Below are 23,776 nucleotides of genomic sequence, written 5' to 3'. Positions count from 1 at the left end.
GGTCAGAGCATCCACTCGACCGGCAGCCATCTGACGACGGCGGCAAGGCCGCGCTGGAACCGAGAGGTGTTCGGGTCGGTCTCAAAGGTCGTGGTCGTCCCGTCCTTGGTCTGCTGAACCCAGACCAACCCACCGTCATCATCCATCTCGACGCGATAGGCAAATTCCGGCTTGTCCAGTTGCCGGGCCAGATCTGTCGCGATCGTGGGGCTCTCGATCAGCAGGCCCATCTCGGTGTTCAACCGGGCCGAACGCGGGTCCAGATTGTATGAGCCGATAAAGATCCGTTTGCCATCCGAGCCAAAAACCTTTGCATGCAGGCCGGAGGCGGAGCCTGCAAGAATTTCGGGCAGGCTGCGTTCCTTGTGCTCGTCGCGCAACGCGCGCAGCTCCAGCAACTGAACCCCGCTTGCCAGCAGGTCGTCGCGATAGGCCATGTAGGCCGCATGAACCGGCATCACATCGGTCGCATCCAGTGAGTTGGTCAGGACCCGGACTTTGACCCCGGATGACGACAACCGCTCGAGCAGCTCGGCCCCGCGGGGACCGGGAATGAAATAGGCCGAGACCAGATCGAGCGAAGTCTCCGAGCTTTCGGCAAAGGTGATGAGACGCTCGACCATGAGGTTCTCGTCCTCGACCTCTCCAAGCCCCTTGGCCGGGTCATCGACAAAAAGTTCGACCGCGCTCCATTCGAACGGCAGATCGCGGGCGGCGATGCGGTCGGCCAGTTCATTGTCGCGGATTGCCTTTTGGTATCCGGCCCCGGCCGCGGTCTGACGCGCGGCCTCGGCCAGTACTTTCAGGCTTGGGTCGGTCGCAGCGGGCAGGAACAACGCGGCATCATAGGCTGATCCGCTGTTCCAGTAGGCATCGAACGACTCGGCCACCTCGTCCACGATCGGACCGATCGCGATGGTATCGACATCCAGATAATGCGTCCCGGCCCCGTAGTCGAAATAAATGTCGCCGATGTTTCGGCCCCCGACAATCGTGGCCACACCGTCCACCGTCATGGACTTGTTATGCATGCGGCGGTTCAACCGGCCGAAATCGAACACATAGGACAGCAGCTTGGGATTGCGCAGCGTGAACGGGTTGAAGATGCGGACATGGGCCGTTGGCATGGCATCCAGTTCAGCCAGAAGCGGGTCCAGCCCCGAGATGCCGTTGTCATCGACCAGAAGGCGCACGCGCACGCCGCGTTCCGCCGCCGCACGCAATTCGTCCAGCAACATCAGGCCGGTCACGTCATCCTGCCAGATGTAGTATTGGGCATCTATGGACGAGACCGCCTCACGCGCGAGAATGGCGCGGGCAGCAAATGCGGTATGCCCCTGACCAAGGGGGCGGACGCCGTCCAGTCCGGGGTTGCGCTGCATCGCCGGCTCGATGGCTTGGCCCAGCGGACCAGTCCAATCCGCGGGTTGGCGGTATGTCCGCTCCGAGAAATTGGTCTCGGGCAGCGGAAAAGCCAACCGCATCCCAAGCACGCCCAGGCCGAGGATCACAGCCACGGTCACCAAAGTCTTGATCAGCCGCATCGCGCCCTCGTCTTTGCCCAATCATACACACGCGAACCTTGCCGCATCGGGCAGGGCAAGTTCAAGCATGGTTCGGCAGGGGCTTGAGGTTTAACCCCGGGGAATGTCGAACTCCGCCGGCGCCAATTCGAACCCGTCGAACTGGAACCCGGGCGAGACGACGCAGCTGACCAGCGTGTAGTCCCCGGTGCTGCGGGCAGCCTGCCAATGCCCGGCGGGTACGATGACCTGCGGCGCGCCCGCGCTCAGGTCAGGGGACAGCATGTGATCGCTTGCCGGTCCAGTATCGGTTTCGCTGATCGACAGGATCAGCGGCGCGCCGGCGTGAAACAGCCAGATCTCGGTTGCATCGACCCGGTGCCAGTGGCTGGCCTCGTCCCGTTTCAGCAGGAAATAGATGCAAGTCGCGGTGGGGCGGCCTGTGTTGTCTGCGCGCCAGGTCTCGGCATACCAGCCGCCTTCGGGGTGGGGCTGCAGTTGCAGGTGGTCGATGATCTGGTCGGCGGTCATGGCGGGCCTTTCACGGCGATGGGATTTGGTGCTGGCAATACTGTGCACAGATCATATGTTTGCGCCATGACCCTGACGATCCCGTTCGACAATTCCTATGCCCGGCTGCCCGGTGCGTTTTATGCGCGCCAGTCGCCCGAGCCCGTACGCGCGCCGCGGCTGGTGGCTTTCAATGACGATCTGGCGCAGGTGCTGGGTATCTCGCCCGGTGACGCGCAGGACATGGCCCAGGTTTTTGCGGGCAACACCCTGCCGGACGGGGCCGAGCCGCTGGCGCAGCTGTATTCCGGTCACCAGTTCGGCAATTACAACCCGCAGCTGGGGGACGGGCGCGCGGTGCTTCTGGGCGAGGTGGTGGGCACGGACGGGATTCGCCGCGACATTCAGCTCAAGGGCTCGGGGCGCACGCCGTTTTCGCGGCAGGGCGACGGGCGGGCCTGGCTGGGGCCGGTTCTGCGCGAATATGTCGTGTCCGAGGCGATGCACGCGCTGGGTATTCCCACCACGCGGGCGCTGGCGGCGGTGGAAACCGGCGAGGTCGTGCTGCGCGAAGGCCCGATGCCCGGCGCGGTACTGACCCGCGTGGCGCAAAGCCATCTGCGGGTGGGTACGTTTCAGGTGTTCGCCGCACGCGGCCAGATCGCCGACCTGCAGCGGCTGACCGACTATGCCATCGCGCGCCACTACCCGGGCGCCGTCGGGCCGATGGGCCTGCTGCGCGCCGTGCGGGACGCGCAGGCCGCGCTGATCGCGCAGTGGATGGCGGTGGGCTTCATCCACGGGGTGATGAACACCGACAACTGCGCCATTTCGGGCGAAACCATCGACTATGGCCCCTGCGCCTTCATGGACAGCTATCATCCGAACACCGTCTACAGTTCGATCGACCGGATGGGGCGCTATGCCTATTCCAACCAGCCCGAGATCGCGGTGTGGAACCTGGCGCAGCTGGCGACGGCGCTGATCCAGCAGATCGAGGACAAGCAGGCCGCCGTGGAAGAGGCGACCGAGATCGTACATGCCATGCCCGATTTGATGCAGAAGCACTGGCTGCGCCGGTTCCGGGCCAAGATCGGCCTGACCACCGAGGAGGACGGCGACCTTGCACTGATCTCGGACCTGCTGACGCGGATGGCGCAGAAACAGGCCGATTTCACCAATACCTTCCGCGCGCTGGGCAGCGATGCGGCGCGGGACCAGTTCACCGATCCGGCGGCTTTCGACGGCTGGGCCGTGGGGTGGCGCGCGCGACTGACGCGCGAGGCGGACCCGGCCGCGGTGATGCACGCGGCCAACCCCGCCTTCATCCCGCGCAACCACCGCGTCGAACAGATGATCCAGGCCGCCGTTCAGGGCGACTATGCCCCGTTCCACCGGCTGAATGCAGTGCTGGCTCGGCCCTGTGGCGACCAGCCCGACGCCGCCGACCTGATACGCCCGCCCACGCAGGACGAGGTAGTGCATGCCACCTTTTGCGGGACCTGAGCGGGTTTCGGCATCTGTGCTGAACTATCGGCTTGCGTCCAGGCGCGATCCTGCGAATCCTGACGGGGTACAACCGTAGAAAACCGATGACCACTTTGCCCAAGCTGCGCCTTGCCAGCTACAACATCCAGAAATGCGTCGGACTGGACCTGCGACGCCAGCCGCAGCGCATCCTGCAGGTGCTGGACCGGCTGGGCGCCGATATCGTGGTGCTTCAAGAGGCCGACAAACGCCTGCCGCCGCGCCCGGCGGCGCTGCCGCATTTCATGCTGGACGAGGCCGGGTGGAAGATCGTCGATCTGGGCGGTGCGGGCAGTCTGGGCTGGCATGGCAACGCGGTGATCTGGCGGGGCGACCACATCCGGGTGCGCCGCGCCGCGCATCACGATCTGCCGGGGCTGGAGCCGCGCGGAGCGGTCCGGGTCGAATTCGACACCCATATCGGGCCTTTGCGGGTTATGGGGATGCATCTGGGGCTGTTCTCGGCGTGGCGCCGTCAGCAGATCATCCACCTGCGGCAGGACGGCCGCGCGCTGGACCGGATGCCCACCGTCTGGGCAGGGGATTTCAACGAATGGTCACGCCAACCGATTCTTGACCGTCTGGCTCCCGACATGCGGTTCCTGCCGCCTGTGCCCAGCTTTCCCGCCGCGCAGCCTCTGGGCGCGCTGGACCGGATCGCGCTGGGCGGTGGGCTCGAGGCGCTGGCCCACGGCGTGCACGGGGAACGGCCCGCGCATATCGCCTCGGACCACCTGCCGGTCTGGGCCGATCTGCGGCTGGCGGGCTAAGGCGCAGCGGGCGCAAATCACAGTGGCGAAATCTGCGCGGACGTACTAAGACAGAAACCCGAACGGATTCTGGGGGATGACATGGCGGACACGATCATCGCGCGTTGCGAAGCCAAAGGCCTGCGCATGACCGGCCAGCGTCGAACCATCGCGCAGGTACTGCAGGACAGTGATGATCATCCCGATGTCGAGGAATTGTACGCCCGCGCCTCGGCGCTGGATGCGGGCATTTCGATCGCAACCGTCTATCGCACCGTCAAACTGTTCGAAGAGGCCGGGATTCTCGAACGGCTGGAATTCGGAGACGGGCGTGCGCGCTATGAGGACGCCGAGCGCGACCACCACGATCACCTGATCGACATGAACTCGGGCGAGGTGATTGAATTCGTGGACCCCGAGATCGAAGCCCTGCAGGAAAAGATCGCCTCGAAGCTGGGCTATCGCCTGAAAGGTCATCGGTTGGAGTTGTACGGAGTTCCGCTGGACAAGGATTGATCCGGCCGGGACACATCACCAAAAGCGATTGGTCATCTAAAATCTATTCATGATTCCAAGCACTCTTCGCGCTTGCCACGGCGGCGCGATCCGGGTCTTCTGCGTTGCGACGCGGCAATTAGGCCGTACGAAATCAATAGGCAATGACATGAACAACGCGAACGGCATCCTGCTGGTCATCGGCGCTATGGCCGCCTTCACGCTTGAGGACATGTTCATCAAGCATCTGTCGGTCACCGTGCCGACCGGTCAGGTCATGATCGTGCTGGGGCTGTTCTGCGCGCTTGTCTTTGCCGCCATGGCCATCGTGACACGCAAACCGATCTTTGACTCGGCAGCCTGGCAACCGCTGTTCGTGATCCGCGCGTGCACCGAGGCGGTCGGGGCGCTGAGTTTTGTCACCGCCTTGTCCTTGGTCGACCTGTCGACCGTTGCGGCCGTGTTCCAGGCGATGCCGCTGGTGGTCACGATGGGGGCCGCTCTCTTCCTGCGCGAGCAGGTCGGCTGGCGCCGTTGGAGCGCAATCGGCGTTGGGTTCATCGGCGTTCTGATGATCATCCGCCCCGGTCTGGACGGGTTTCGGCCCGAGGCTCTGTTCGTGGTGGCCAGCGTCATCGCCATTGCCGCGCGGGACCTGATCACCCGCCGGCTGGACGCGCGCGTGGCCTCGGCCGTGGTGGCGTTGCAGGCCTATGCGGCGGTCGCCATTGCCGGCGGCGTGCTGATGCTGACCTCGGCGCAGCCTCTGGCGCCGCTGCAGATGGGGCAGATCGGACCCTATTTCGGTGCCGTTGGTTTTGGTGTTCTAGGCTATCTGGGGATCGTGACCGCAATGCGCGTGGGCGAGGCCTCGGCCCTGACGCCGTTCCGCTATACGCGGCTGCTGTTTTCGATCTTGGCAGGGATGTGGATGTTCGGCGAACGGCCGGACCTGATGACCATGATCGGCGCGTCGCTGATCATCGGGTCGGGCATGTACACGTTCATCCGCGAACGGCGCATCGCGCGGTCCATGGCCCCGGCGGTCTGCTGACCTGTTGGCGCAAACACGCCGCTGTTGGCGCTAAAGGCCAGAAAATATGCGTGTTAGCGATAACGGACCCGGTTTACTTTTCCCCGCGTGCTGGTATGAGGCATGCAACCGAACGCATTTTCAGGGACCGGTATCATGAGCACCATCATCGACATCCACGCACGCGAAATCCTGGACAGCCGGGGCAACCCCACCGTCGAGGTGGACGTGGTTCTGGAAGACGGCACCATGGGCCGGGCGGCCGTGCCTTCGGGCGCATCGACCGGCGCCTATGAGGCGGTTGAAAAGCGCGATGGCGACAAGTCCCGTTACATGGGCAAGGGCGTGCTTGAAGCCGTGGCCGCCGTGAATGGCGAGATCGCCGAAGAGCTGGTGGGCTTTGACGCGACCGAGCAGGTGGCGATCGACGCCGCCATGATCGAGCTGGACGGCACCCCGAACAAGGGCCGCCTGGGCGCCAACGCCATTCTGGGCGTGTCGCTGGCCGTGGCCAAGGCGGCGGCGGATTTCACCACCCAGCCGCTCTATCGCTACGTGGGTGGCACCTCGGCGCGGGTTCTGCCGGTGCCGATGATGAACATCATCAATGGCGGCGAACATGCCGACAACCCGATCGACATCCAGGAATTCATGATCATGCCCGTGGCCGCCAGCAACATCCGCGAGGCGGTGCGCATGGGTTCGGAAGTGTTCCACACTCTGAAAAAGGAACTGTCGGCCGCCGGGCTGGCCACCGGTGTCGGCGACGAGGGCGGGTTTGCCCCCAACATCGCCTCGACCCGCGAGGCACTGGATTTCATCCTCAAGTCGATCGAGAAGGCGGGCTACAAGCCGGGCGACGAGATCTACCTGGCGCTCGATTGCGCCGCCACCGAGTATTACAAGGACGGCAAATACGTCCTGTCGGGCGAGGGCAAGACCCTCAGCAGCGACGAGAACGTGGCCTATCTGGCAGCCCTGGTGAACGACTATCCGATCATCTCGATCGAGGATGGCATGTCCGAGGATGACTGGGACGGCTGGAAGGCGCTGACCGACGAGCTGGACGGCAAGGTGCAGCTGGTAGGTGACGACCTGTTCGTGACCAACCCCGCGCGTCTGGCCGAAGGGATCGAGAAGGGCTGCGCCAACTCGATGCTGGTCAAGGTGAACCAGATCGGTTCGCTGACCGAGACCCTGCGCGCCGTGGATATGGCGCACCGCGCCCGCTATACCAACGTGATGTCGCACCGCTCGGGCGAGACCGAAGACGCCACCATCGCCGATCTGGCCGTGGCCACCAACTGCGGTCAGATCAAAACCGGCTCGCTGGCGCGGTCGGACCGGCTGGCCAAGTACAACCAGCTGATCCGCATCGAGGAAACGCTGGGCGAGGTCGCCGAATACGCGGGGCGTTCGATCCTTCGCAAGTAAGGCACAAGCTGCTAGGCTGACCCCCGACATTGGCCGGGGGTCCGTCATGCTAAGTATCGTTGAACCTAAAACGCCGGACCAGTTCGATGCTGTCCGGCGTTTGTGTTGGGATTATCACGCCTACCTGCTGACGCTGGATGAACGGTCGCGACAGGTCGTGAACACGTTCTATCCACCCGAGAAATATGCAGCTGTTCTGTCCGCCATCGAAATCGAGCATATGCCGCCCAAGGGCGGGACCCGGCTGGCGATGCTGGATGGTCAGGCGGTGGGCTGCGGGATGTTCCAGACGATCGGTCCGGGTATCGCCGAGATCAAGCGCGTGTTCGTGACCGATGACGCTCGGGGCACGGGTGCGGGGTGTGCAATCATGCAGGCGCTGATTGCCCAGTGCCGCAAAGACGGGTTCGAGATGATCCGGATGGACACCGGAAAACCGCTGGAAGCGGCGACTCGGCTGTATCTGTCGCTGGGGTTTAAGCTGCGCGATGCCTATTCGGATATACCCGAGATCGCGCAGGGCCAGCTGTTGTTCTTCGAAATGTCACTGACGGGTGACTCTTCCGAACCTGATGGAATTGCAGGGTAATTTTCCATTACCCCAGGGTTTGATTCAGGCAGGGAGAAAAAATGCAAGCATAAATGTGATTATGTGTGAACTTGTTCCTACAAGTGCGAGGTTGTCGGGCGTAGCTTGACGGTACAGCAGAAAAGGAGAACGTGATGTCCGCTTCAAGAATCCTTCTCGTTATTTCCGTGCTTTCCGTCGGGGTTCTGGCGGCCTGCGCAGGGCCTGACACCTACCCGATCACCGGCGAGCCGGTGTCGCAGAACGATCCGGTGCAAGAGATGTACTACAATCCCGGGCTGATCTTCCGCGGTGAGTCACGCTAGAGCTTTTTGCTCATCAACATGTAACGGTCGCGCGGTTTGAAACCGGTCCGAAGGTAGAGTTTCTGCGCGGCCTCGTTGGTTCGGTCCACTTCCAGATGCAGGGCTGTCAGGCCGGCACCGGCCAGCGCTTTGGGCAAGTCCAATAGAACTTCGGTGGCAATGCCGCGGCCGCGAATGGCGGGCCGGATGTAGATTTCATCGACGAACCCGTCCATCCCCCCGAACTCGACCGACCAACCGAAGGTCAGGATGATGTAGCCCAACGGCGCGCGCGAAGGGCCGATCAGATAGATGCAGCCATGCGGGATTCCTTCCAGAATCGGCATCAGCGCATCGCGCCTTTGGTCGGGGTCCTGTTCGATCCCGGCCTCAGCGTGAAAGGCGGCGACCAGGCCCATCAGCCGATCAAGGTCCTCGGGGCGGGCAAGGCGCAGGGCGGCACTCATAGCCGCGCCAGCCGTTCGGTCAGCAGTGCAAAGAACCCGTCGGCATCCACGTCTCCGATGAACAGCGCGTTGGGCTTGCGGTCGGTGACGCCCCACCAGTCGGCAACGGTCATGCCAAGCGTGAGGTCCGACTGGGTTTCGATCTCGACGTTCACATGGCGGCCCGAGAACAATTCGGGGCGGATCAGATAGGCAGTCACGCAGGGATCGTGCAGGGGCGCGCCTTCGCTGCCGTATTTTTCCTTGTCGAAACGTTCAAAGAAGTCAGTCATTTCGGCCACGGCGATGCCGACCTTGGTGCCAAGAGCCCGGAAAGCGTCGTTGCGCTGTTTGGTGACCAGGGCCTTGTGCGTCACATCCAGCGGCATCACCACGATCGGAACGCCGGATTTGAACACGATATCAGCGGCCTCGGGGTCGACATGGATGTTGAATTCGGCGGTGGGTGTGATGTTTCCGACTTCGAAGTAAGCGCCACCCATCAGCACGATTTCCTGTACGCGCCCGATGATGTCGGGGGCCTTCTGGAAGGCCGTGGCGATGTTTGTCAGCGGCCCCAGCGGGCAGAGGGTGACGGTGCCGGGATCCTGCGCGCGCAGGGTGTCGATGATGAAATCGACGCCATGCCCCTCGGCCAACGACATCTGCGGACCAGGCAGGACGGGGCCGTCCAGCCCGGTCTTGCCATGCACGTGCTCGGCGGTGATCAGAGGACGTTTCAACGGGCGGTCGCACCCGGCAAAGACCGGAATGTCTGTGCGCCCGGCCAGTTCGCAGACGATGCGCGCATTCTTTGCGGTCAGCTCCAGCGGCACGTTGCCGGCGACGGCGGTGATGCCCAACACCTCGATTTCGTCGGGGCTGGCCAGCGCCAGCAGGATGGCGACGGCGTCGTCCTGTCCGGGGTCGGTGTCGATGATGATCTTGCGCGCGGTCATGGGGCCTCCGGGGTCTTGAAGGGCGGAGACTGTCAATCCGCGCGCCGCTTGTCCAGCGGTTTCAGGCCCCTGTTCCGGTGGCCACCGGCGGGAGTTTGCCATTTGCCCGGTGTTCTTCGGTTTTTACCGCGTCCCACAGGGCGTCCATCTCTTCCAGCGTGCTGTCTGACGGTGACTTGCCACGTGTGGCCAACCGGGATTCGACCTGTTCGAACCGGCGTGTGAACTTGGCGTTGGTGCGGCGCAGCGCGGCCTCGGGCTCGATGCCCAAATGGCGGCCGAGGTTGACGATCACGAACAGCAGGTCGCCAAATTCATCCTCAAGCGCGTCGGCGTCCATCTGGTCGCGCGCCTCTGCCAGTTCGGCGGCCTCTTCTGTGATTTTGGCCAGCACATGGCTGACATCGGGCCAGTCGAAACCCACCCGCGCGGCGCGTTTCTGCAGCTTGTAGGCGCGCAGCAAGGCGGGCAGGTTGGCGGCCACGCCGTCCAGCGCACCTTTCTGCTCTTTGCCGGCGCGCTCGGCGGCCTTAATCGCCTCCCAGTCACTGGTCTGCTGTTCGGCGGACTTGTCGCGGGATTCGTCGCCAAAGACATGCGGATGGCGGACCACCATCTTGTCGGACATGGTGCGTACCACGTCCTGAAAGGTGAAATGCCCCGCCTCTTCGGCCATCTGCGCGTGAAAGACCGACTGGAACAGCAGGTCGCCCAGCTCGCCCTTGAGCTCGTCCCAGGCCTGCCGTTCGATGGCGTCGGCGACCTCATAGGCCTCTTCGATCGTGTAGGGGGCGATGGTGGCGAAATCCTGTTCGATGTCCCACGGGCAGCCGGTGTCCGGGTCACGCAGGCGGCGCATGATTTCCAGCAGCCGCTCGATTCCGGCGTCAGTATCGTGGATCAGTGGATTTTCAGCCATTGCGAAGCCCCTTGTTCCGGTGTCAGATGCATCCATCCCGCAGCTTGGATCAGGAGTCCACCCCCGATGCCCGTCGTCAACCGAATTGCCGATTACGCCGCCGACATGGCCGAATGGCGCCAGCACCTGCACACGATCCCGGAACTGGAGTTCGACTGCCATCAGACCGCCGCCTTCCTGGCCGAACGGCTGCGCGAATTCGGCGTGGACGAGCTGCACGAAGGGATCGCCCAGACCGGGATCGTTGCGATCATCAACGGGCAGGGCGATGGCCCCACGATCGGGCTGCGCGCCGATATGGATGCGCTGCCGATCGTTGAAGAAACGGGTGTGGAATATGCCTCGAAGAATCCTGGCAAGATGCATGCCTGCGGGCATGACGGGCACACCACCATGCTGCTGGGCGCAGCGCGGTACCTGGCCGAGACGCGGAATTTCCGGGGCCGCGTGGCGTTGCTGTTCCAGCCCGCCGAGGAAGAGGGCGGCGGCGCCGATATCATGGTCAAAGAGGGTGTGATGGACCGGTTCGACATCGCTCAGGTCTATGCGCTGCACAATGCGCCGGGCTTTGCCGAGGGTGCTTTCTATACTACGCCCGGGCCGATCATGGCGGCGGTCGACACGTTCGACATCCACATTCAGGGCGTCGGTGGCCATGGCGCCATGCCGCACGAGACGCGCGACCCGGTCATGGCCGCCTGCGGAATCGCACAAGCGATCCAGACCATCGTCAGCCGCAACCATTATGCGCTGGACGACCTGGTGATCTCGGTCACCCAAATCCACACCGGGACCGTGAACAACGTGATCCCCGACACCGCCTATCTGAACGGCACCGTCCGCACCTTTGACCCGGCGGTGCAGCAGATGGTGATGACCCGCCTTGAGGAAATCGTGCAGGGGCAGGCGGCGTCCTACGGCGTTACGGCGACATTGGATTATGTCGTCGGCTATCCGGCCACGGTCAACGATGCGGACAAGACCGGTTTCGCCGCCGAGGTGGCGCGCGAAGTGGCAGGCGCCGATCGGGTGATCGCAAATTCGGGCCGCGAGATGGGGGCCGAGGATTTCTCGTACATGCTGCAGGAACGCCCGGGCGCCTATCTGTTCCTGGGGCAGGGCGACGGGCCGGGGCTGCATCACCCCAAGTACAATTTCAACGACGAGATCGCACCGGTGGGTGCCTCGTTCTTTGCGCGCATCGTCGAAAAGGCGCAGCCGTTGACCTGACGGTCCGGTCAATACAGGGAGGAAACGGGTCACAATGGCATTGGAAGACGCGAAAAATCAGGTCGATGAGGCCTTTACCAACCCCGACCTGAAGGGGTTGAGTTATGAAAACACCTTTGGCGGGGCCACATCCTTTCTACGGCGGCTCTACACCAAGAACCTGAAAGGCGTGGATATCGCCGTGACCGGCGTGCCGTTTGATCAGGCGGTGACCAATCGCCCCGGCACCCGTCTGGGCCCGCGCGCGATCCGCGAGGCCAGCGCCCTCCAATCGCCCGATGCGCCCTATGGTTGGCCCTTCGATGCGCTCAGCGAGCTGGCGATCATCGACTATGGCGACATGGCCTATGACTATGCCAACATCCCCGCCTTTCCCGACACGCTGACCGACCATATCCGCACCGTTCTGGCGGCGGATGTGGCCTCGGTCACGCTGGGGGGCGACCACTATATCAGCTTTCCGATCCTCAAGGCCTATGCCGAGAAATACGGGCCGATGTCGCTGTTGCAGTTCGACGCCCATACCGACACCTGGGCCGATGACGACATGAGCCGGGTGGACCACGGCACCATGTTCTACAAGGCGGTGAAGTCGGGAATCGTGGACCCGAAACGCTCGGTCCAGGTCGGGATCCGCACCACCAACGAGGACACGCTGGGCGTCAACATCATCGACGCGCGAGAGGTCTATGAATCCGGCCCCGCCGCCGTGGCGCAGAAGATCAAGGGCATTTTGGGCGACAGCCCGGTCTATCTGAGCTTTGACATCGACGGGCTGGACCCGGCCTTTGCCCCTGGCACCGGCACGCCAGTCTGGGGCGGGCTCAGCTCGATCCAAGCGCAGATCATCCTGCGCGACATTGCCGGGATCAACATCAAGGGCGGCGACGTGGTCGAGGTGTCTCCGCCGTTCGATACATCCGGCGCCACGGCGATCGCGGGGGCGCATGTGGCGACCCAGATCATCTGCCTGCTGGGATGGACCAAACTGGCGAAAGACGGGCGGCTTTAACCATTGGTTAGCCATGGTTTTGCTATGGCCGGTATCAGGTGAACCAACGGGACAGGGGGCGCGCACGCCATGAGCCAATTCAACCAACCCATTAGCGGCAATGATCTGGCGCGGTTTTCGGGGCCGAACACCTTCATGCGGTTGCCCGCGGCCGATACGCTGGCGGGGCTGGACGTGGCGGTGCTGGGCGTGCCGATGGATATCGGAACCTCGTGGCGGTCGGGCACCCGGTTCGGCCCCAAGCAGATCCGCGCCGAAAGCGCGATGATCCGGCCCTACAACATGGCCACCTTCGCTGCGCCTTTCGACAGCCTCCAGATCGCCGATATCGGAGATCTGGCGATCAACACCTTCTCGCTGGCCGACAGCCTTCGGATCATCAAGGAAAGCTATGACGCGATCCTTGCGCAGGGCGTGATCCCGGTGGCGATGGGGGGCGATCATTCGATCACACTGCCGATCCTGCGGGCGGTTGCCGCGAAACACGGGCCCGTTGCCCTGGTCCATGTGGACGCCCATGCCGACGTCAATGATGAGATGTTCGGTGAGCGCGAAACCCACGGAACCGTCTTCCGCCGCGCGTATGAAGAGGGGCTGATCGTACCCGACAAGACCTTTCAGGTCGGTATCCGCGGGTCGGGCTATGCGGCCAGCGATTTCACCGAGGCAAAGGGCTGGGGGTTCCGGCAGTTTCCTGCGTGGGAGTTGTGGCAACAGAACCTGACCCAGATCGGGGCGTTGATCCGCAAGGAAATCGGCAAGCATCCGGTTTATGTCACCTACGACATCGACAGCCTGGACCCGGCCTATGCCCCCGGCACCGGCACGCCCGAGATCGGCGGGCTGACCACGCCGCAGGCGCTGCAGCTGATCCACGCGCTCGGGGGCATGAACGTGGTCGGCTGCGACCTGGTCGAGGTCTCACCGCCCTATGATCCGTCGGGCAACACTGCGCTGACGGCGGCCAACCTGCTGTTCGAGCTGCTGTGCATCCTGCCCGGTGTGACGTCACGGTAAGCGGGGCCGGCAGGTCTTGCCAGGTACTGGCGGGCGGCTAGGGTTCTGCCGGAAGGTCTGATTGGAATGAAACGCATGGTTCTTTGGTTGATCGTCGCCGCGGTTGTCGGGCTTGGCCTCTATGTGCGGCTGGCACCGGCCGATCCCGCGCGCTGGCATGTGCCAGTCGTGGCCGAGGCAGATCGTGACCTGCCCGGAGGCGTGATCCGTGTGGTGCAGACCGGACCGGACGGCCTCGCGCGGTTGGACCAAGTGGCGCGGGCGACGCCGCGTACGACGGTGCTGGCCGGATCGGTGGATGAGGGCCTGATCACCTATGTCTCCCGCAGCCGGGTGTTCGGCTTTCCCGACTACACCACCGCCCAGCAGGACGGCGACACAGTGCGCATCTATGGAAGGTTACGATTTGGCCGACGGGATTTCGACGTCAACCGCACTCGGGTCGACGGTTGGCTGGCGGCTCTGCAGTCCTGAAGACAGGCACCCCTCTGACACCTCGCGCCACATCGGCACGTTCAGCGACATCTGGCACTGGGCCATGAACATGCGGCCATCGACCTGCAGGCAGACCATCTCGCCCAGTTCGACGCGGCTGCCGGACGTGTCGGTGCAATAGCAATCCTGCACCTTGCCACCGGGGCCGATGACATCGGCCAGACCGGGCGTTGCGCAGACAATCAGCAGGGCAATGATCCGTTTCATGGGCATAGCTTAGCACAAGCCGGGGCCTTGACCAAAGACGTCGGATGATAGACACCGCCCCAATGATCCCCGAAGAACGTCTTGAACAGATCACTCTGCGATTCCAGTACCTCGAAGCGGCGATGTCTGATGGCGCCTCGGGCGGGGATATCGCGGCTTTGGCCAAGGAATACTCCGACCTCAAGCCGGTGGTCGAACAGATCGCGGCCTGGCGCCAGCTGCGGTCCGATCTGGCCGAGGCCGAGGCGATGCTGGACGACCCCGACATGAAAGAGCTGGCTGAAGAGGAGATCCCGCAGCTCAAGGCGCGCATCCCCGAGGCCGAGCATGCGCTGCAACTGGCGCTGCTGCCCAAGGACGCGGCCGATGCGCGGCCGGCGATGCTGGAGATCCGCCCGGGCACCGGCGGCGACGAGGCGGCGCTGTTCGCGGGCGACCTGCTGCGGATGTATCAGCGCTATGCCGAGGCCCGCGGCTGGCAATTCGAGATCATCGAGGAACAGCAGACCGAACTGGGCGGCATCAAGGAAGTGGTGGCCCATATCAAGGGCGACAACGTCTTTGCCCGACTGAAATACGAATCCGGCGTGCATCGCGTACAGCGTGTACCCGAAACCGAGAGCGGCGGGCGCATCCACACCTCGGCGGCGACTGTGGCGGTTCTGCCCGAGGCCGAAGACGTAGACATCCAGATCGACCCGAATGACATTCGCATCGACACGATGCGCAGCTCGGGCGCGGGTGGGCAGCATGTGAACACCACCGACTCGGCGGTGCGGATCACCCACCTGCCGACAGGGATCGTGGTGACCAGTTCCGAGAAATCGCAGCACCGCAACCGCGAGATCGCGATGCAGGTGCTCAAGACGCGTCTCTATGACCTCGAACGTCAGCGGATCGACAGCGAACGTTCGGCCGACCGGGCCAGCCAGGTGGGGTCGGGCGACCGATCCGAGCGCATCCGTACCTATAATTTCCCGCAGGGCCGGATGACCGATCACCGGATCAACCTGACGCTCTACAAGCTCGACCAGATCATGCAGGGCGATCTGGACGAGGTGATCGACGCGCTGACCGCCGATGATCAGGCGCGCCTGTTGGCGGAGATGGCGCAATGATCGCGGCGCTGACAGCGGCACAGGCCATGGTGGCCGCCACCGCGCGCCTGCGGGCCGCAGGTGTGGACGACCCGGCGCGGGACGCCCGGGTTCTGCTGGCCCATGCCGCCCGGATCGAGGCCAGCCGCGTGACCCTGATTGCGCCCGAAGAGCTCTCGCCCGAGATCGCCGAACGGTATGAGCAACTGGTGTCGCTGCGCGCGATCCGGGTGCCGGTTTCCCATCTTCTGGGCGAGCGCGAATTCTACGGCCGACGCTTCGGCGTCAGCCGCGACGTTCTGGACCCGCGCCCCGAAACCGAAGCGCTGATCGAAGCGGCCCTCAGCCAGCCGTTCGACCGCGTGCTGGACCTGGGCGTCGGCTCGGGCTGCATCCTGATCACCTTGCTGGCGGAGCGCACCAGCGCAACCGGGCTGGGTGTCGATCTGAGCGAGGCAGCCTGTCTGCAGGCAAGTGCGAATGCAGTGGCCCATGGGGTGCAGGATCGGGCGGAAATCCAGCGCTCGGACTGGTTTGAGAACATTGGTGGCCATTTCGACCTGATCGTTTCCAATCCGCCCTATATCGCGCTCGACGAAATGGATGACTTGTCGCCCGAAGTGCGCGAGCACGAGCCGCGTCTGGCTTTGACGGATGAAGCGGACGGGCTGGACGCCTATCGCCGGATTGCGGCCGGCGCCCCCGATCACCTTGTGCCCGGCGGACGGCTTCTGGTGGAAATCGGCCCGACACAGGCGCAGGCGGTCGGCGCGTTGTTCGACGCGGCGGGGCTGGCGGATATCCGTGTGGTTCCTGATCTGGACGGGCGGGACCGGGTGGTGGGCGCCAGAATGCCGGGCTAGCCGCGGATTCTGAGGCCGATTTACGCCGGTCGGGGTAAAAAACCCGGCATTTGGTGTATTAACCCCTTGTCTGCGCCGTCAGGACATGCTTACTCAGAGTAGTCAGCGCGGTTGACGCCCCTTCGGCGCACCCCTGACGCCAAGCCCAAAAAAGTCGACATCCCGTGACGGCACAGGCCACAGAGCAGCGCAGAATACGGGTGGATCGACAGTGCAAGACAAGGCTGACGTACAGTAAGATGAGATCCTCCAAATCCCGCTCGCGGGCAAAGAACAACCGCAATCGTCCCTCTGGTGGAAACGTCGTTAACCGGGTTTTCGACAGCTCGGGGCCCGAGGGCAAGGTGCGCGGCACGCCGCAGCAGATCATTGACAAGTACAACCAGCTGGCGCGCGATGCACAGCTGGCCAATGACCGCGTCGCTGCCGAAAACTTTCAGCAACATGCCGAGCATTACCTGCGCCTGCTGAGCGAGGCGCAACGCGAAATGGAAGCGCGTCGGGAAGAGCAGGAACGCCAGAACCGCGAGCGTCAGGCCGAGCGCGATCGGGAGCGGGCGGAACGGCAGGAACGTGAAGCCGCACGCCAGGCGGACCCGGCCGAGGCTCCGCAGCCGGACATCGTTGATCTGAACGCCGATTCGGATACTCCTGAATCCGGGCTTGTCGAGACGCCCGAAAGCGCGGGCGCCAAGGCCGAAGCGGCCGAGCGCAAGGACAAACCTGCCCGGAGACCGCGCGCACGCAAGCCCAAGGCCGTAGAAGAGCAGGCCCCCCAAGGCGGCGGTGATGCACCAGAGGCTGCCGAATAAGCCATAGCGGTTGCGCACAGAGTTCAAAGGCCCCGGTCAGAGATGTCCGGGGCCGTTTTCGTTCGGGATCAGGTTTTTTGTATCTCACGCGCCAGCGCGCAGAACGCTTCGAGTGATATCTGCTCGGCACGGTCGGTGGGCTTGATGCCGGCGGCGTTCAGGCGGTCCTCGATATTGGGGGCCATCCCCTTGAGCGAGGCGCGCAGCATCTTGCGGCGTTGATTGAACGCAGCGGCCACGACACGTGACAGAATACCGGCATCGGCCGGAAAGCGCGGTTCGGGCAGGGCGGTCAGGTGGACCACGGCGCTGCTGACCTTGGGCGGCGGCGTGAACGCACCGGGGGGCAGGGACATGGCGATGCGCGCCTCGGCCCGCCACTGGGCCAGGATCGCCAGCCGCCCATAAGCCTTGGTGCCGGGCTGCGCCACGATGCGCTCGGCCACCTCGCGCTGGAACATCAGGGTCAGGCTCTGCCAGAAGGGTGGCCATTCCGGCGGGGTCAGCCAGCGCACCAGCAGTTCCGTGCCCACATTGTAGGGCAGATTGGCCGCCACGCGGATGGGCGGGTTCAGATGTTCAAGCGGATCGATCTCAAGAGCGTCGCCATTGATGACCTCGAGCCGCCCGGGATAGGCAGCGGCGATTTCCTGAAGCGCGGCGATGCAGCGGGTGTCTTTTTCCACCGCCACCACCTTGCGCGCACCTTCGGCCAGCAGCCCGCGGGTCAGGCCTCCGGGGCCAGGGCCGATCTCCAGCACGTCGCATTGGCTCAGGTCGCCGGCCTGCCGGGCGATCTTGGCCGTCAGGTTGAGATCGAGCAGGAAGTTCTGACCCAGCGACTTGCGCGCCGAGAGCTGGTGCTTGGCGATGACCTCGCGCAGCGGGGGGAGGGTGTCGATTGCGCTCATGATCCGGTTACCGTGGCGCGAGGGGCAGGCGGTGCGCCAGAGAATTTTTGCCTCCGGCGGGGATATTTGGCGCCAGATGAAGGATCAAGTGCTTTGTGCCATGCGTTGGGCGAGTTTCAGCGCCTCGATCAGGCTGGTGGGGTTTGCGATGCCCTGTCCGGCGATATCGAGCGCGGTGCCATGGTCGGGCGAGGTGCGGATGAAGGGCAGGCCCAGGGTCACGTTCACGCCACGGTCGAAATCGAGCGTCTTGATCGGGATCAGCGCCTGATCGTGATACATGGCGATGGCGGCGTCATAGCGGGCGCGTGCGGCGGCGTGGAACATCGTGTCGGCCGGATGCGGGCCGGTTACGGTGTAGCCCTCGGGGGTGAGATCGGCCAGCAGAGGGGCGATCCAGTCCAGTTCCTCGCGGCCCATCTTGCCACCCTCGCCGGCATGGGGGTTGAGCCCGGCCACCGCGATGCGAGGATGCGGGATGCCGAATTGGCGGCGCAGGCCGTCGGCGGTGATTGCGATCGTGTCGCGCAGCAGGTCGGGCGTGAGGCGCGAGGGCACCTGCGACAGCGGGATGTGGATCGTGGCGGGTACCACGCGGAGTTGCTCGCTGGCCAGCATCATCACCACGCGGGAGCGACCTGCCAGCGCCGCCAGAAGCTCGGTATGGCCCGGATAGGCGAAATCGGCGCCGTCGATCAGGGCCTTCTTGTGGATCGGTGCCGTGCAGAGGGCCGAGGCCGCGCCCGATTGCACCAGTGACACGCCGGTTTCGATGGCGTCTATCACCGAAGGCGCATTGGCTGGATCGGGGTGGCCGGGCAGGTTCGGGGCCGGAAAGGTCAGCGGCAACACCGGCAGCGCATCTGCGCAGATGTCGGCCACTTGGGCCGGGTCTACGATTTCGGTCTTGGGGATGTCGTCGGGCAGGTGGCCGGGATCGCCGATGTAAAAGAATGGGCAGCTGTCGTGCAATGCGGCCCAAGCCTTGGCGGCGATCTCCGGACCGATGCCCGAGGGTTCGCCGCAGCTGAGCGCGATGGGCGCGGTCATTGCTCGATGATCGTGGCGTCGGCGCGCAGCTGTTCGACGAGGCTGTTGGCGAATGCCTGCAGGCGTTGCTGTGTCAGCGCGTTGGCCACGTCCTCGCGCGACGTGTCCTCACCCAGATCGCGCGTCCGATTGCACAGCATGAGGAACACCAGCGTCTGGCCGTTGTTGCGGGTCAGAGTGGTCGACACCTCGTTGGGATCCAGCTTGGCGAGTTCCAGCGCGATGTCGCGCGGGATTTCGGACGGACTTGCCGAGACCCGGTCGAGTACCTCGGGCGGTTGCCCCTTGGCGATGCCGTACAGGTCGTCGCAGGTATCAACCGTTTCCTTCAGTTCGGCGGCTCTTTGCAACGTTTCGGGGCTGAGCCCACCAGGCAGGTAATAGGCCGCATAGTCGATCTTGGAGAACCGCGGCGTGCTGGCGGCGGCCACTTCTCGCAGGCCGCGCATCTGGAACAGGGCTACGGCGTTGGGAAGGCTCAGCGGGGCCGTGACCTCGCCATTCTTCAGGCCGAGGATAACCGGTTGCAGCGCCGGAGGCAGGTTGGTGACGTTCAACCAGTCCAGGCGTCCGCCATTTTCGCGTGTCGGCGCTGCCGAGTACTGCGTGGCGGCGGCCGAAAACGCATCGATGGTTTCGACACGGGCGATTTCGTCGGCCAAGGCCTCGGCCTGTGCCAAGGTCTGCGCATTCACGGGGATGATGATTTCAGACAGCAAAACCTGAAGACCGCCACCGCCGGTCTGACCCATTGCACGGTCAATTTCGTCGTCCGTCGGACGGGCCTGAGAGATAAAACGGGCGCTGACATAGTCGCGCCATGCCAGCTGACTGGATACGTAATCCCGTACGGTTTCGCGGTCGATGCCCGCATCAGCCAGTGCCTTCAGGAACTGATCCGGGGTCAGCTGACCACGCGAGGCGAATTCGTCGATCGCAACCTGAATGTCTTCGGGTGTGGGCTGGATGCCGGCTTCGCGCATGGCCTGCTTGCGCAGGCGCTCGTCGATCAGCGCCTTGCGGACTTCGGCCTCAGAGCTGCCGGGGATACCCAGAATTTCGAGAAACCGCTGGCGCTGATCCAGTTCGTACCAGGTGACGATATCCTGATTCACGCGGATAGCCGGTGAAAACAAGCTTTGCGCGGGGGCTTGCTGAGGCGCAACTGACAGCATGGCGACCGCGAGGCCGGGCGCAAATGCCGTCAGCCAACGGGAACGAAAGAACCTGGAAAAACCTGAAATCAGCTGCATTTTCTTTTATACTTCTTGCCCCCGCCTTCAACGGCGTATCCTGTCAGTGCAACGGTAAAGCCGAATTCCGTCGAAGGCTCAATACTTGATGTCGAAGTATATCGCCGGCTGACGGACATGTTAACCTGCACACATTCATTTTCATACGTCACACCCAAGCCCAGCCGCAGCGGTTCGGATTCTGCCAGATCATAGCGGGCCAGGGCGTTGGCTCTCCAGTTTTCATCCAGTCGTTGACGTGCGGTCAACCGTATCTCGGATGTTTCCATGTCAAGGTTTTCGGCCGGGTCCGGCTGCTGCCAGATATAGCTTCCGCCCAATTGGGTCCCCTCGTTGGCCCAAGTTCCGCGCAATTCAGCCTTTGTAAAGCTGAAATCGCCATCCATCAATCCGCGTGCGGCCAGCGTCAGGCCATTGTTCGTCTTGATCTGCCCCGCCAGCAGCAGGTCGGACGAAGTTCCCTGGAGGCCGGACGTAGCCGTGAAGTTCGGATCGGCGGTCGAGCGGAAGACCTGGCCGACCGTGGCCAATGCCCGCCAACCGCCCGGGGCATACCGAGCCCAGTTCACGCCCACGACCGCGGTCGTGCCGTCTTCGCGTCGATCCTCGGCCGGAAAGCGCGACAGGGACAACAGGTTGCCTTGGTCAAATTCCTGGAAGGTGCTTTCGTCATTGGGCACATCGGTGTCCGAAACATGGGTCCAGCCAAACTGCGCGATCGGCTCCAGAAACTGGGTCGCGCCAGAGGCTTCGCGCCGGGTCATCGGATAGCGCAGTGTCAAAGCCGCACGCGGGGTCGACCGGGTGATCTGGTCGGGGTAGGCGCTGTCGTTGCGAATGTCGAACGTGTCGACCGAAGCCCCCAGTTCAGCATCCGCGCGCAACCCAAAGGCAAAGGTCCAGCTGCGCAGCCACTGGGCGTCGAATGTGGCGCGCGCCACATCGCGCCCGATGATATCCTCGTCGCTGGTCCGGGTGTGAGTGTGGGTGACGAAGCCCAACCGCACCTCACCGCCGACAGCTGCCGCGGGGAAATAGCGTTTCTGGTAGAACAGATCGAAGACCTGCGACGGGATCTCATCCTGTTCCTCGCTGTCGCGCAGGGTCTTGTAGTGAATGAAGCTGGTCCGAAACGCCGTGTCGCGTTTGATGCGCTCAAGCGCGATCTCGCTGCGCAGGCGGTCATAGTCAGGCAGCCCGTAGTCCGCCAGGTACGAGTCGTCCGATGCGGTCTGGACGTCGAAGGTCAGCCGGAAGTCGTTCGGCAGATTGAACCAGCCATTTGCAAAGAAATAGCCCCGATCCTGCTCCTGCTGGACATCGTCGCGGGTATAGGCCCCTTCAAACTGGATGCGGCCGTTCTTGAAGGCCTGCCGGTAGCGATAGCCAAGCGTCGTGGTCTTGGACGACAGGTAGGGGGTCAGCGTCAGATCCCTGTGATCGCCCAGTTTGAAGAAATACGGCGTCTTGACGCCGGTACCCAACTGCGAGGTCGTGCGGATTGACGGCACCAGAAACCCGGTTGCCCGATCCAGTGTCGGGTCCGGCAGCCGCAGGGTTGGAAAGTAGAAAACCGGCACATCCAGAATGCGGAACTGGGCGCCCTCGAAATACAACTGCCGTTCGAGCTGGTCATGCGTGACCTTGCGTGCCCGGATCTGCCAGAGGGGCGGCCGACCGTCGGCGCAGACATGGCAGGACGTGGCCGAGACCTTGCTGAACTGCGTGTAGCGTCCTGCCGCGCGGGTCGCCTGAACCGACGCGATCTGCACCTGCTGGTCGAACACCAGCCGTGCGCCGGTCAGCAACCCGTTTTGGATGCCGTCATCCAGTTGCGCTGAGTCCGCAAGGACGGTCGAGCGTCCGCCCTGATCGATCCGGATCGGACCTTCCAGCGTCAGCTCGCCCGACTCGCGGTCGAACACCACGCGCTGTGCGGACAGTTTGACGTCGCCCTGAAAGGCTTCGACATTGCCCTCGGCCACCAGTTTGCGATCCGGGGTGATGAAGATCCTGTCAGCCACCAGCAAGGCAGGCTGATCCTGTTGTTGTGCCGTGTCAGACGCGGGCGTACTGGTCTCCGAGGTCTGGGCCAATGCCAGCCCCGGACCGGAAAAGAACACAGCACTGGACAAAAGAAGGGGCAGAAGGCGCCGCATCAGCCGTCCTCCGCGTGCAGCAGAAGGCCGAGCGACAGCAATATGGCCGCAAACGGCGGTGCCCAGGCCGCAATCACAATCGGCAATTGGCCGTTCTCTCCCAAAATCTGAGCGAAATTGCGCACGAAGTATACGCCGAACCCCAGAAGAACAGCCGTCAGCACGGCGACGCCGGTGCCGCCGAACCGCACGTGCCGCATGGTGAAAGCCGCGCCGATCAACACCATCGAAATCAGGAAGAATGGGCGCGCCAGCTGCACCTGCAGCCAAACCTCGTATTGCTTGGTTGAAAAGCCCGCCTCGCGCAGGTCGCGGATCAGTTGGGGCAGGTCATAGACCGAGACGCTGTCCTGTTGGCCCAAGGTTTCAAGGATGCGCTGACGGGTCAGCGAAGTGGGCAGCCGCAGGGTCTCATGCGTGACGGCGTGGGTCTCGGGGTTGGTGTCGCTGGACAGGGGCCATTCCTTGGTGTTGCGCAGGATCCAGGCCCCGTCGTCGAGGCGAGCGCCGTCGGCGATGATCTGACGGGTCGGAAGACCTTCGGGCGAAAACGTGATGATGGACACGTCGATCAATTCAAGCTCGGCGTCGTTGGTCGATGCGCGGGCATGGATCACCGATTGGCCCTGCGGCGAGCCCTGACGCAGCCAAAGCCCATCGCGGCTGATCGACAGGGCGGAACTGCCACCGTTTTTGTATAGATCCGAGAAATGCCGGTACTGCTCGGACGTGGCCGCCGCAATCGGGTTCAGCAGGGCCACCGCCAGAGTTCCGATTATCAGCGCCAGAAGGACCGGTGCCAACAGCGCGCGGATACCCGAGCGGCCGATCGCCCGGGTCACCACCAACTCCGAGCTGCGTGCGAGGCCGACAAACAGGGCAATGGTCGACAGGATCATCAACAGCGGCAGCATCTCGCTGATCGCAGCGGGTGTGTTCAACAGCGTCAGCTGCAGAACCTGGCCAAATGACAGGTCGGCGTCATTGAACCGACGGGCCTGTTCGATCAGGTCGATCAGGATCATCAGTGTCAGGAAGATGGCCCCAATCACCAGAAAGCTCTGCAAAAAGCGGCGGGCGAAGTACCGGTCCAGAATCACGGCCGCATCCCCGGCACGTGGCGTCCAGCAGGCCTGTTGCCAGAATCGCCAAGGCACAAAAACATGCGCGACGGCCTATGCCTGCCGAATGATGCCAAGTTT

General features: G+C 63.7%; 25 protein-coding genes. 14 read left to right on the top strand and 11 right to left on the bottom strand.

Annotated elements, in window-relative coordinates; all coding sequences use genetic code 11:
- Nucleotides 1-2: 2 nt before the first annotated feature.
- Nucleotides 3-1,544 (bottom strand): phospholipase D family protein, encoded by a 1,542-nt coding sequence (locus tag K3752_RS09590; RefSeq protein ID WP_260063114.1) that lies wholly within the window; start codon nt 1,542-1,544, stop codon nt 3-5.
- A 90-nt stretch (nt 1,545-1,634) separates the two neighbouring features.
- The gene (locus tag K3752_RS09585) at nt 1,635-2,054 is read right to left on the bottom strand and encodes a cupin domain-containing protein (protein ID WP_260063113.1); all 420 of its coding nucleotides are present in this window, start codon (nt 2,052-2,054) and stop codon (nt 1,635-1,637) included.
- Between the two features lie 66 nt (nt 2,055-2,120).
- On the opposite strand from K3752_RS09585, the gene K3752_RS09580 reads away from it, so the two are divergent.
- From K3752_RS09580 to K3752_RS09550, 7 genes are all read left to right on the top strand, one after another.
- On the top strand, nt 2,121-3,539 hold the full coding sequence (locus K3752_RS09580) for a YdiU family protein (RefSeq protein WP_260063112.1): 1,419 nt from the start codon (nt 2,121-2,123) through the stop codon (nt 3,537-3,539).
- Between the two features lie 86 nt (nt 3,540-3,625).
- Complete coding sequence (locus tag K3752_RS09575) at nt 3,626-4,330, top strand: endonuclease/exonuclease/phosphatase family protein (RefSeq protein WP_170338252.1); 705 nt, start codon at nt 3,626-3,628, stop codon at nt 4,328-4,330.
- 81 nt (nt 4,331-4,411) lie between these two features.
- Entirely contained in the window at nt 4,412-4,825 is a 414-nt protein-coding gene (locus tag K3752_RS09570) for a Fur family transcriptional regulator (RefSeq protein WP_093962302.1), read from the top strand.
- 148 nt (nt 4,826-4,973) lie between these two features.
- A complete protein-coding gene (locus K3752_RS09565) occupies nt 4,974-5,858 on the top strand; it encodes a DMT family transporter (protein WP_170338254.1) in 885 nt (294 codons plus the stop codon).
- A gap of 135 nt (nt 5,859-5,993) precedes the next feature.
- Nucleotides 5,994-7,271, top strand: a complete 1,278-nt coding sequence (gene eno / locus K3752_RS09560) for a phosphopyruvate hydratase (protein WP_170366178.1) — start codon at nt 5,994-5,996, stop codon at nt 7,269-7,271.
- A gap of 46 nt (nt 7,272-7,317) precedes the next feature.
- Entirely contained in the window at nt 7,318-7,860 is a 543-nt protein-coding gene (locus K3752_RS09555) for a GNAT family N-acetyltransferase (protein WP_170523409.1), read from the top strand.
- Between the two features lie 134 nt (nt 7,861-7,994).
- Nucleotides 7,995-8,165: a hypothetical protein gene (locus tag K3752_RS09550; RefSeq protein WP_170338259.1), complete on the top strand. Its 171-nt coding sequence runs from the start codon at nt 7,995-7,997 to the stop codon at nt 8,163-8,165.
- Here K3752_RS09550 and K3752_RS09545 read toward each other — a convergent pair.
- The 3 genes from K3752_RS09545 to mazG all read right to left on the bottom strand — a co-directional run bounded on the left by K3752_RS09545 (nt 8,162) and on the right by mazG (nt 10,468).
- Nucleotides 8,162-8,611, bottom strand: coding sequence for an N-acetyltransferase (locus K3752_RS09545; RefSeq protein ID WP_260063111.1), 450 nt, complete (start codon nt 8,609-8,611; stop codon nt 8,162-8,164). The two genes, K3752_RS09550 and K3752_RS09545, sit on opposite strands and share 4 nt — an antisense overlap.
- A complete protein-coding gene (locus tag K3752_RS09540) occupies nt 8,608-9,549 on the bottom strand; it encodes a nucleoside hydrolase (protein WP_260063110.1) in 942 nt (313 codons plus the stop codon). Before K3752_RS09540 ends, K3752_RS09545 begins: the two co-directional genes overlap by 4 nt.
- Before the next feature lie 61 nt (nt 9,550-9,610).
- Nucleotides 9,611-10,468 (bottom strand): nucleoside triphosphate pyrophosphohydrolase, encoded by an 858-nt coding sequence (mazG, locus tag K3752_RS09535; protein WP_260063109.1) that lies wholly within the window; start codon nt 10,466-10,468, stop codon nt 9,611-9,613.
- A gap of 66 nt (nt 10,469-10,534) precedes the next feature.
- On the opposite strand from mazG, the gene K3752_RS09530 reads away from it, so the two are divergent.
- The 4 genes from K3752_RS09530 to K3752_RS09515 all read left to right on the top strand — a co-directional run bounded on the left by K3752_RS09530 (nt 10,535) and on the right by K3752_RS09515 (nt 14,201).
- Complete coding sequence (locus tag K3752_RS09530; RefSeq protein WP_260063108.1) at nt 10,535-11,698, top strand: M20 aminoacylase family protein; 1,164 nt, start codon at nt 10,535-10,537, stop codon at nt 11,696-11,698.
- 34 nt (nt 11,699-11,732) lie between these two features.
- Nucleotides 11,733-12,710: an agmatinase gene (gene speB, locus K3752_RS09525; RefSeq protein WP_260063107.1), complete on the top strand. Its 978-nt coding sequence runs from the start codon at nt 11,733-11,735 to the stop codon at nt 12,708-12,710.
- 69 nt (nt 12,711-12,779) lie between these two features.
- On the top strand, nt 12,780-13,727 hold the full coding sequence (gene speB / locus K3752_RS09520) for an agmatinase (protein ID WP_260063106.1): 948 nt from the start codon (nt 12,780-12,782) through the stop codon (nt 13,725-13,727).
- A gap of 66 nt (nt 13,728-13,793) precedes the next feature.
- On the top strand, nt 13,794-14,201 hold the full coding sequence (locus tag K3752_RS09515) for a DUF1499 domain-containing protein (protein ID WP_260063105.1): 408 nt from the start codon (nt 13,794-13,796) through the stop codon (nt 14,199-14,201).
- On the opposite strand, the gene K3752_RS09510 is transcribed toward K3752_RS09515, so the two are convergent.
- Nucleotides 14,127-14,429 carry a hypothetical protein gene (locus K3752_RS09510; RefSeq protein WP_260063104.1) on the bottom strand — a complete coding sequence of 101 codons (303 nt, stop codon included), beginning with the start codon at nt 14,427-14,429 and terminating at the stop codon, nt 14,127-14,129. The genes K3752_RS09515 and K3752_RS09510 overlap by 75 nt on opposite strands.
- A 62-nt stretch (nt 14,430-14,491) precedes the next feature.
- Here K3752_RS09510 and prfA point away from each other — a divergent pair, with 62 nt between their 5' ends.
- From prfA to K3752_RS09495, 3 genes are all read left to right on the top strand, one after another.
- Complete coding sequence (gene prfA / locus K3752_RS09505) at nt 14,492-15,547, top strand: peptide chain release factor 1 (protein ID WP_260066290.1); 1,056 nt, start codon at nt 14,492-14,494, stop codon at nt 15,545-15,547.
- A complete protein-coding gene (gene prmC, locus K3752_RS09500) occupies nt 15,544-16,389 on the top strand; it encodes a peptide chain release factor N(5)-glutamine methyltransferase (protein ID WP_260063103.1) in 846 nt (281 codons plus the stop codon). The genes prfA and prmC overlap by 4 nt, the downstream gene beginning before the upstream one ends.
- A gap of 239 nt (nt 16,390-16,628) precedes the next feature.
- Nucleotides 16,629-17,201, top strand: a complete 573-nt coding sequence (locus K3752_RS09495) for a DUF4167 domain-containing protein (protein WP_170338278.1) — start codon at nt 16,629-16,631, stop codon at nt 17,199-17,201.
- Between the two features lie 68 nt (nt 17,202-17,269).
- Here K3752_RS09495 and rsmA read toward each other — a convergent pair whose 3' ends face one another.
- From rsmA to lptG, 5 genes are all read right to left on the bottom strand, one after another.
- Nucleotides 17,270-18,112: a 16S rRNA (adenine(1518)-N(6)/adenine(1519)-N(6))-dimethyltransferase RsmA gene (gene rsmA / locus K3752_RS09490; protein ID WP_260063101.1), complete on the bottom strand. Its 843-nt coding sequence runs from the start codon at nt 18,110-18,112 to the stop codon at nt 17,270-17,272.
- 84 nt (nt 18,113-18,196) lie between these two features.
- Nucleotides 18,197-19,162 carry a 4-hydroxythreonine-4-phosphate dehydrogenase PdxA gene (gene pdxA / locus K3752_RS09485; protein ID WP_260063100.1) on the bottom strand — a complete coding sequence of 322 codons (966 nt, stop codon included), beginning with the start codon at nt 19,160-19,162 and terminating at the stop codon, nt 18,197-18,199.
- Complete coding sequence (locus K3752_RS09480; RefSeq protein ID WP_260063099.1) at nt 19,159-20,415, bottom strand: peptidylprolyl isomerase; 1,257 nt, start codon at nt 20,413-20,415, stop codon at nt 19,159-19,161. The genes pdxA and K3752_RS09480 overlap by 4 nt, the downstream gene beginning before the upstream one ends.
- Nucleotides 20,406-22,574 (bottom strand): LPS-assembly protein LptD, encoded by a 2,169-nt coding sequence (locus K3752_RS09475; RefSeq protein WP_260063098.1) that lies wholly within the window; start codon nt 22,572-22,574, stop codon nt 20,406-20,408. Before K3752_RS09475 ends, K3752_RS09480 begins: the two co-directional genes overlap by 10 nt.
- Complete coding sequence (lptG, locus tag K3752_RS09470; RefSeq protein ID WP_170372421.1) at nt 22,574-23,674, bottom strand: LPS export ABC transporter permease LptG; 1,101 nt, start codon at nt 23,672-23,674, stop codon at nt 22,574-22,576. Before lptG ends, K3752_RS09475 begins: the two co-directional genes overlap by 1 nt.
- Nucleotides 23,675-23,776: the final 102 nt, after the last annotated feature.

Source organism: Ruegeria sp. B32, assembly GCF_025141855.1.
Taxonomy (GTDB): domain Bacteria; phylum Pseudomonadota; class Alphaproteobacteria; order Rhodobacterales; family Rhodobacteraceae; genus Ruegeria; species Ruegeria arenilitoris.
This window is presented reverse-complemented; position numbering and strand designations above follow the sequence as displayed.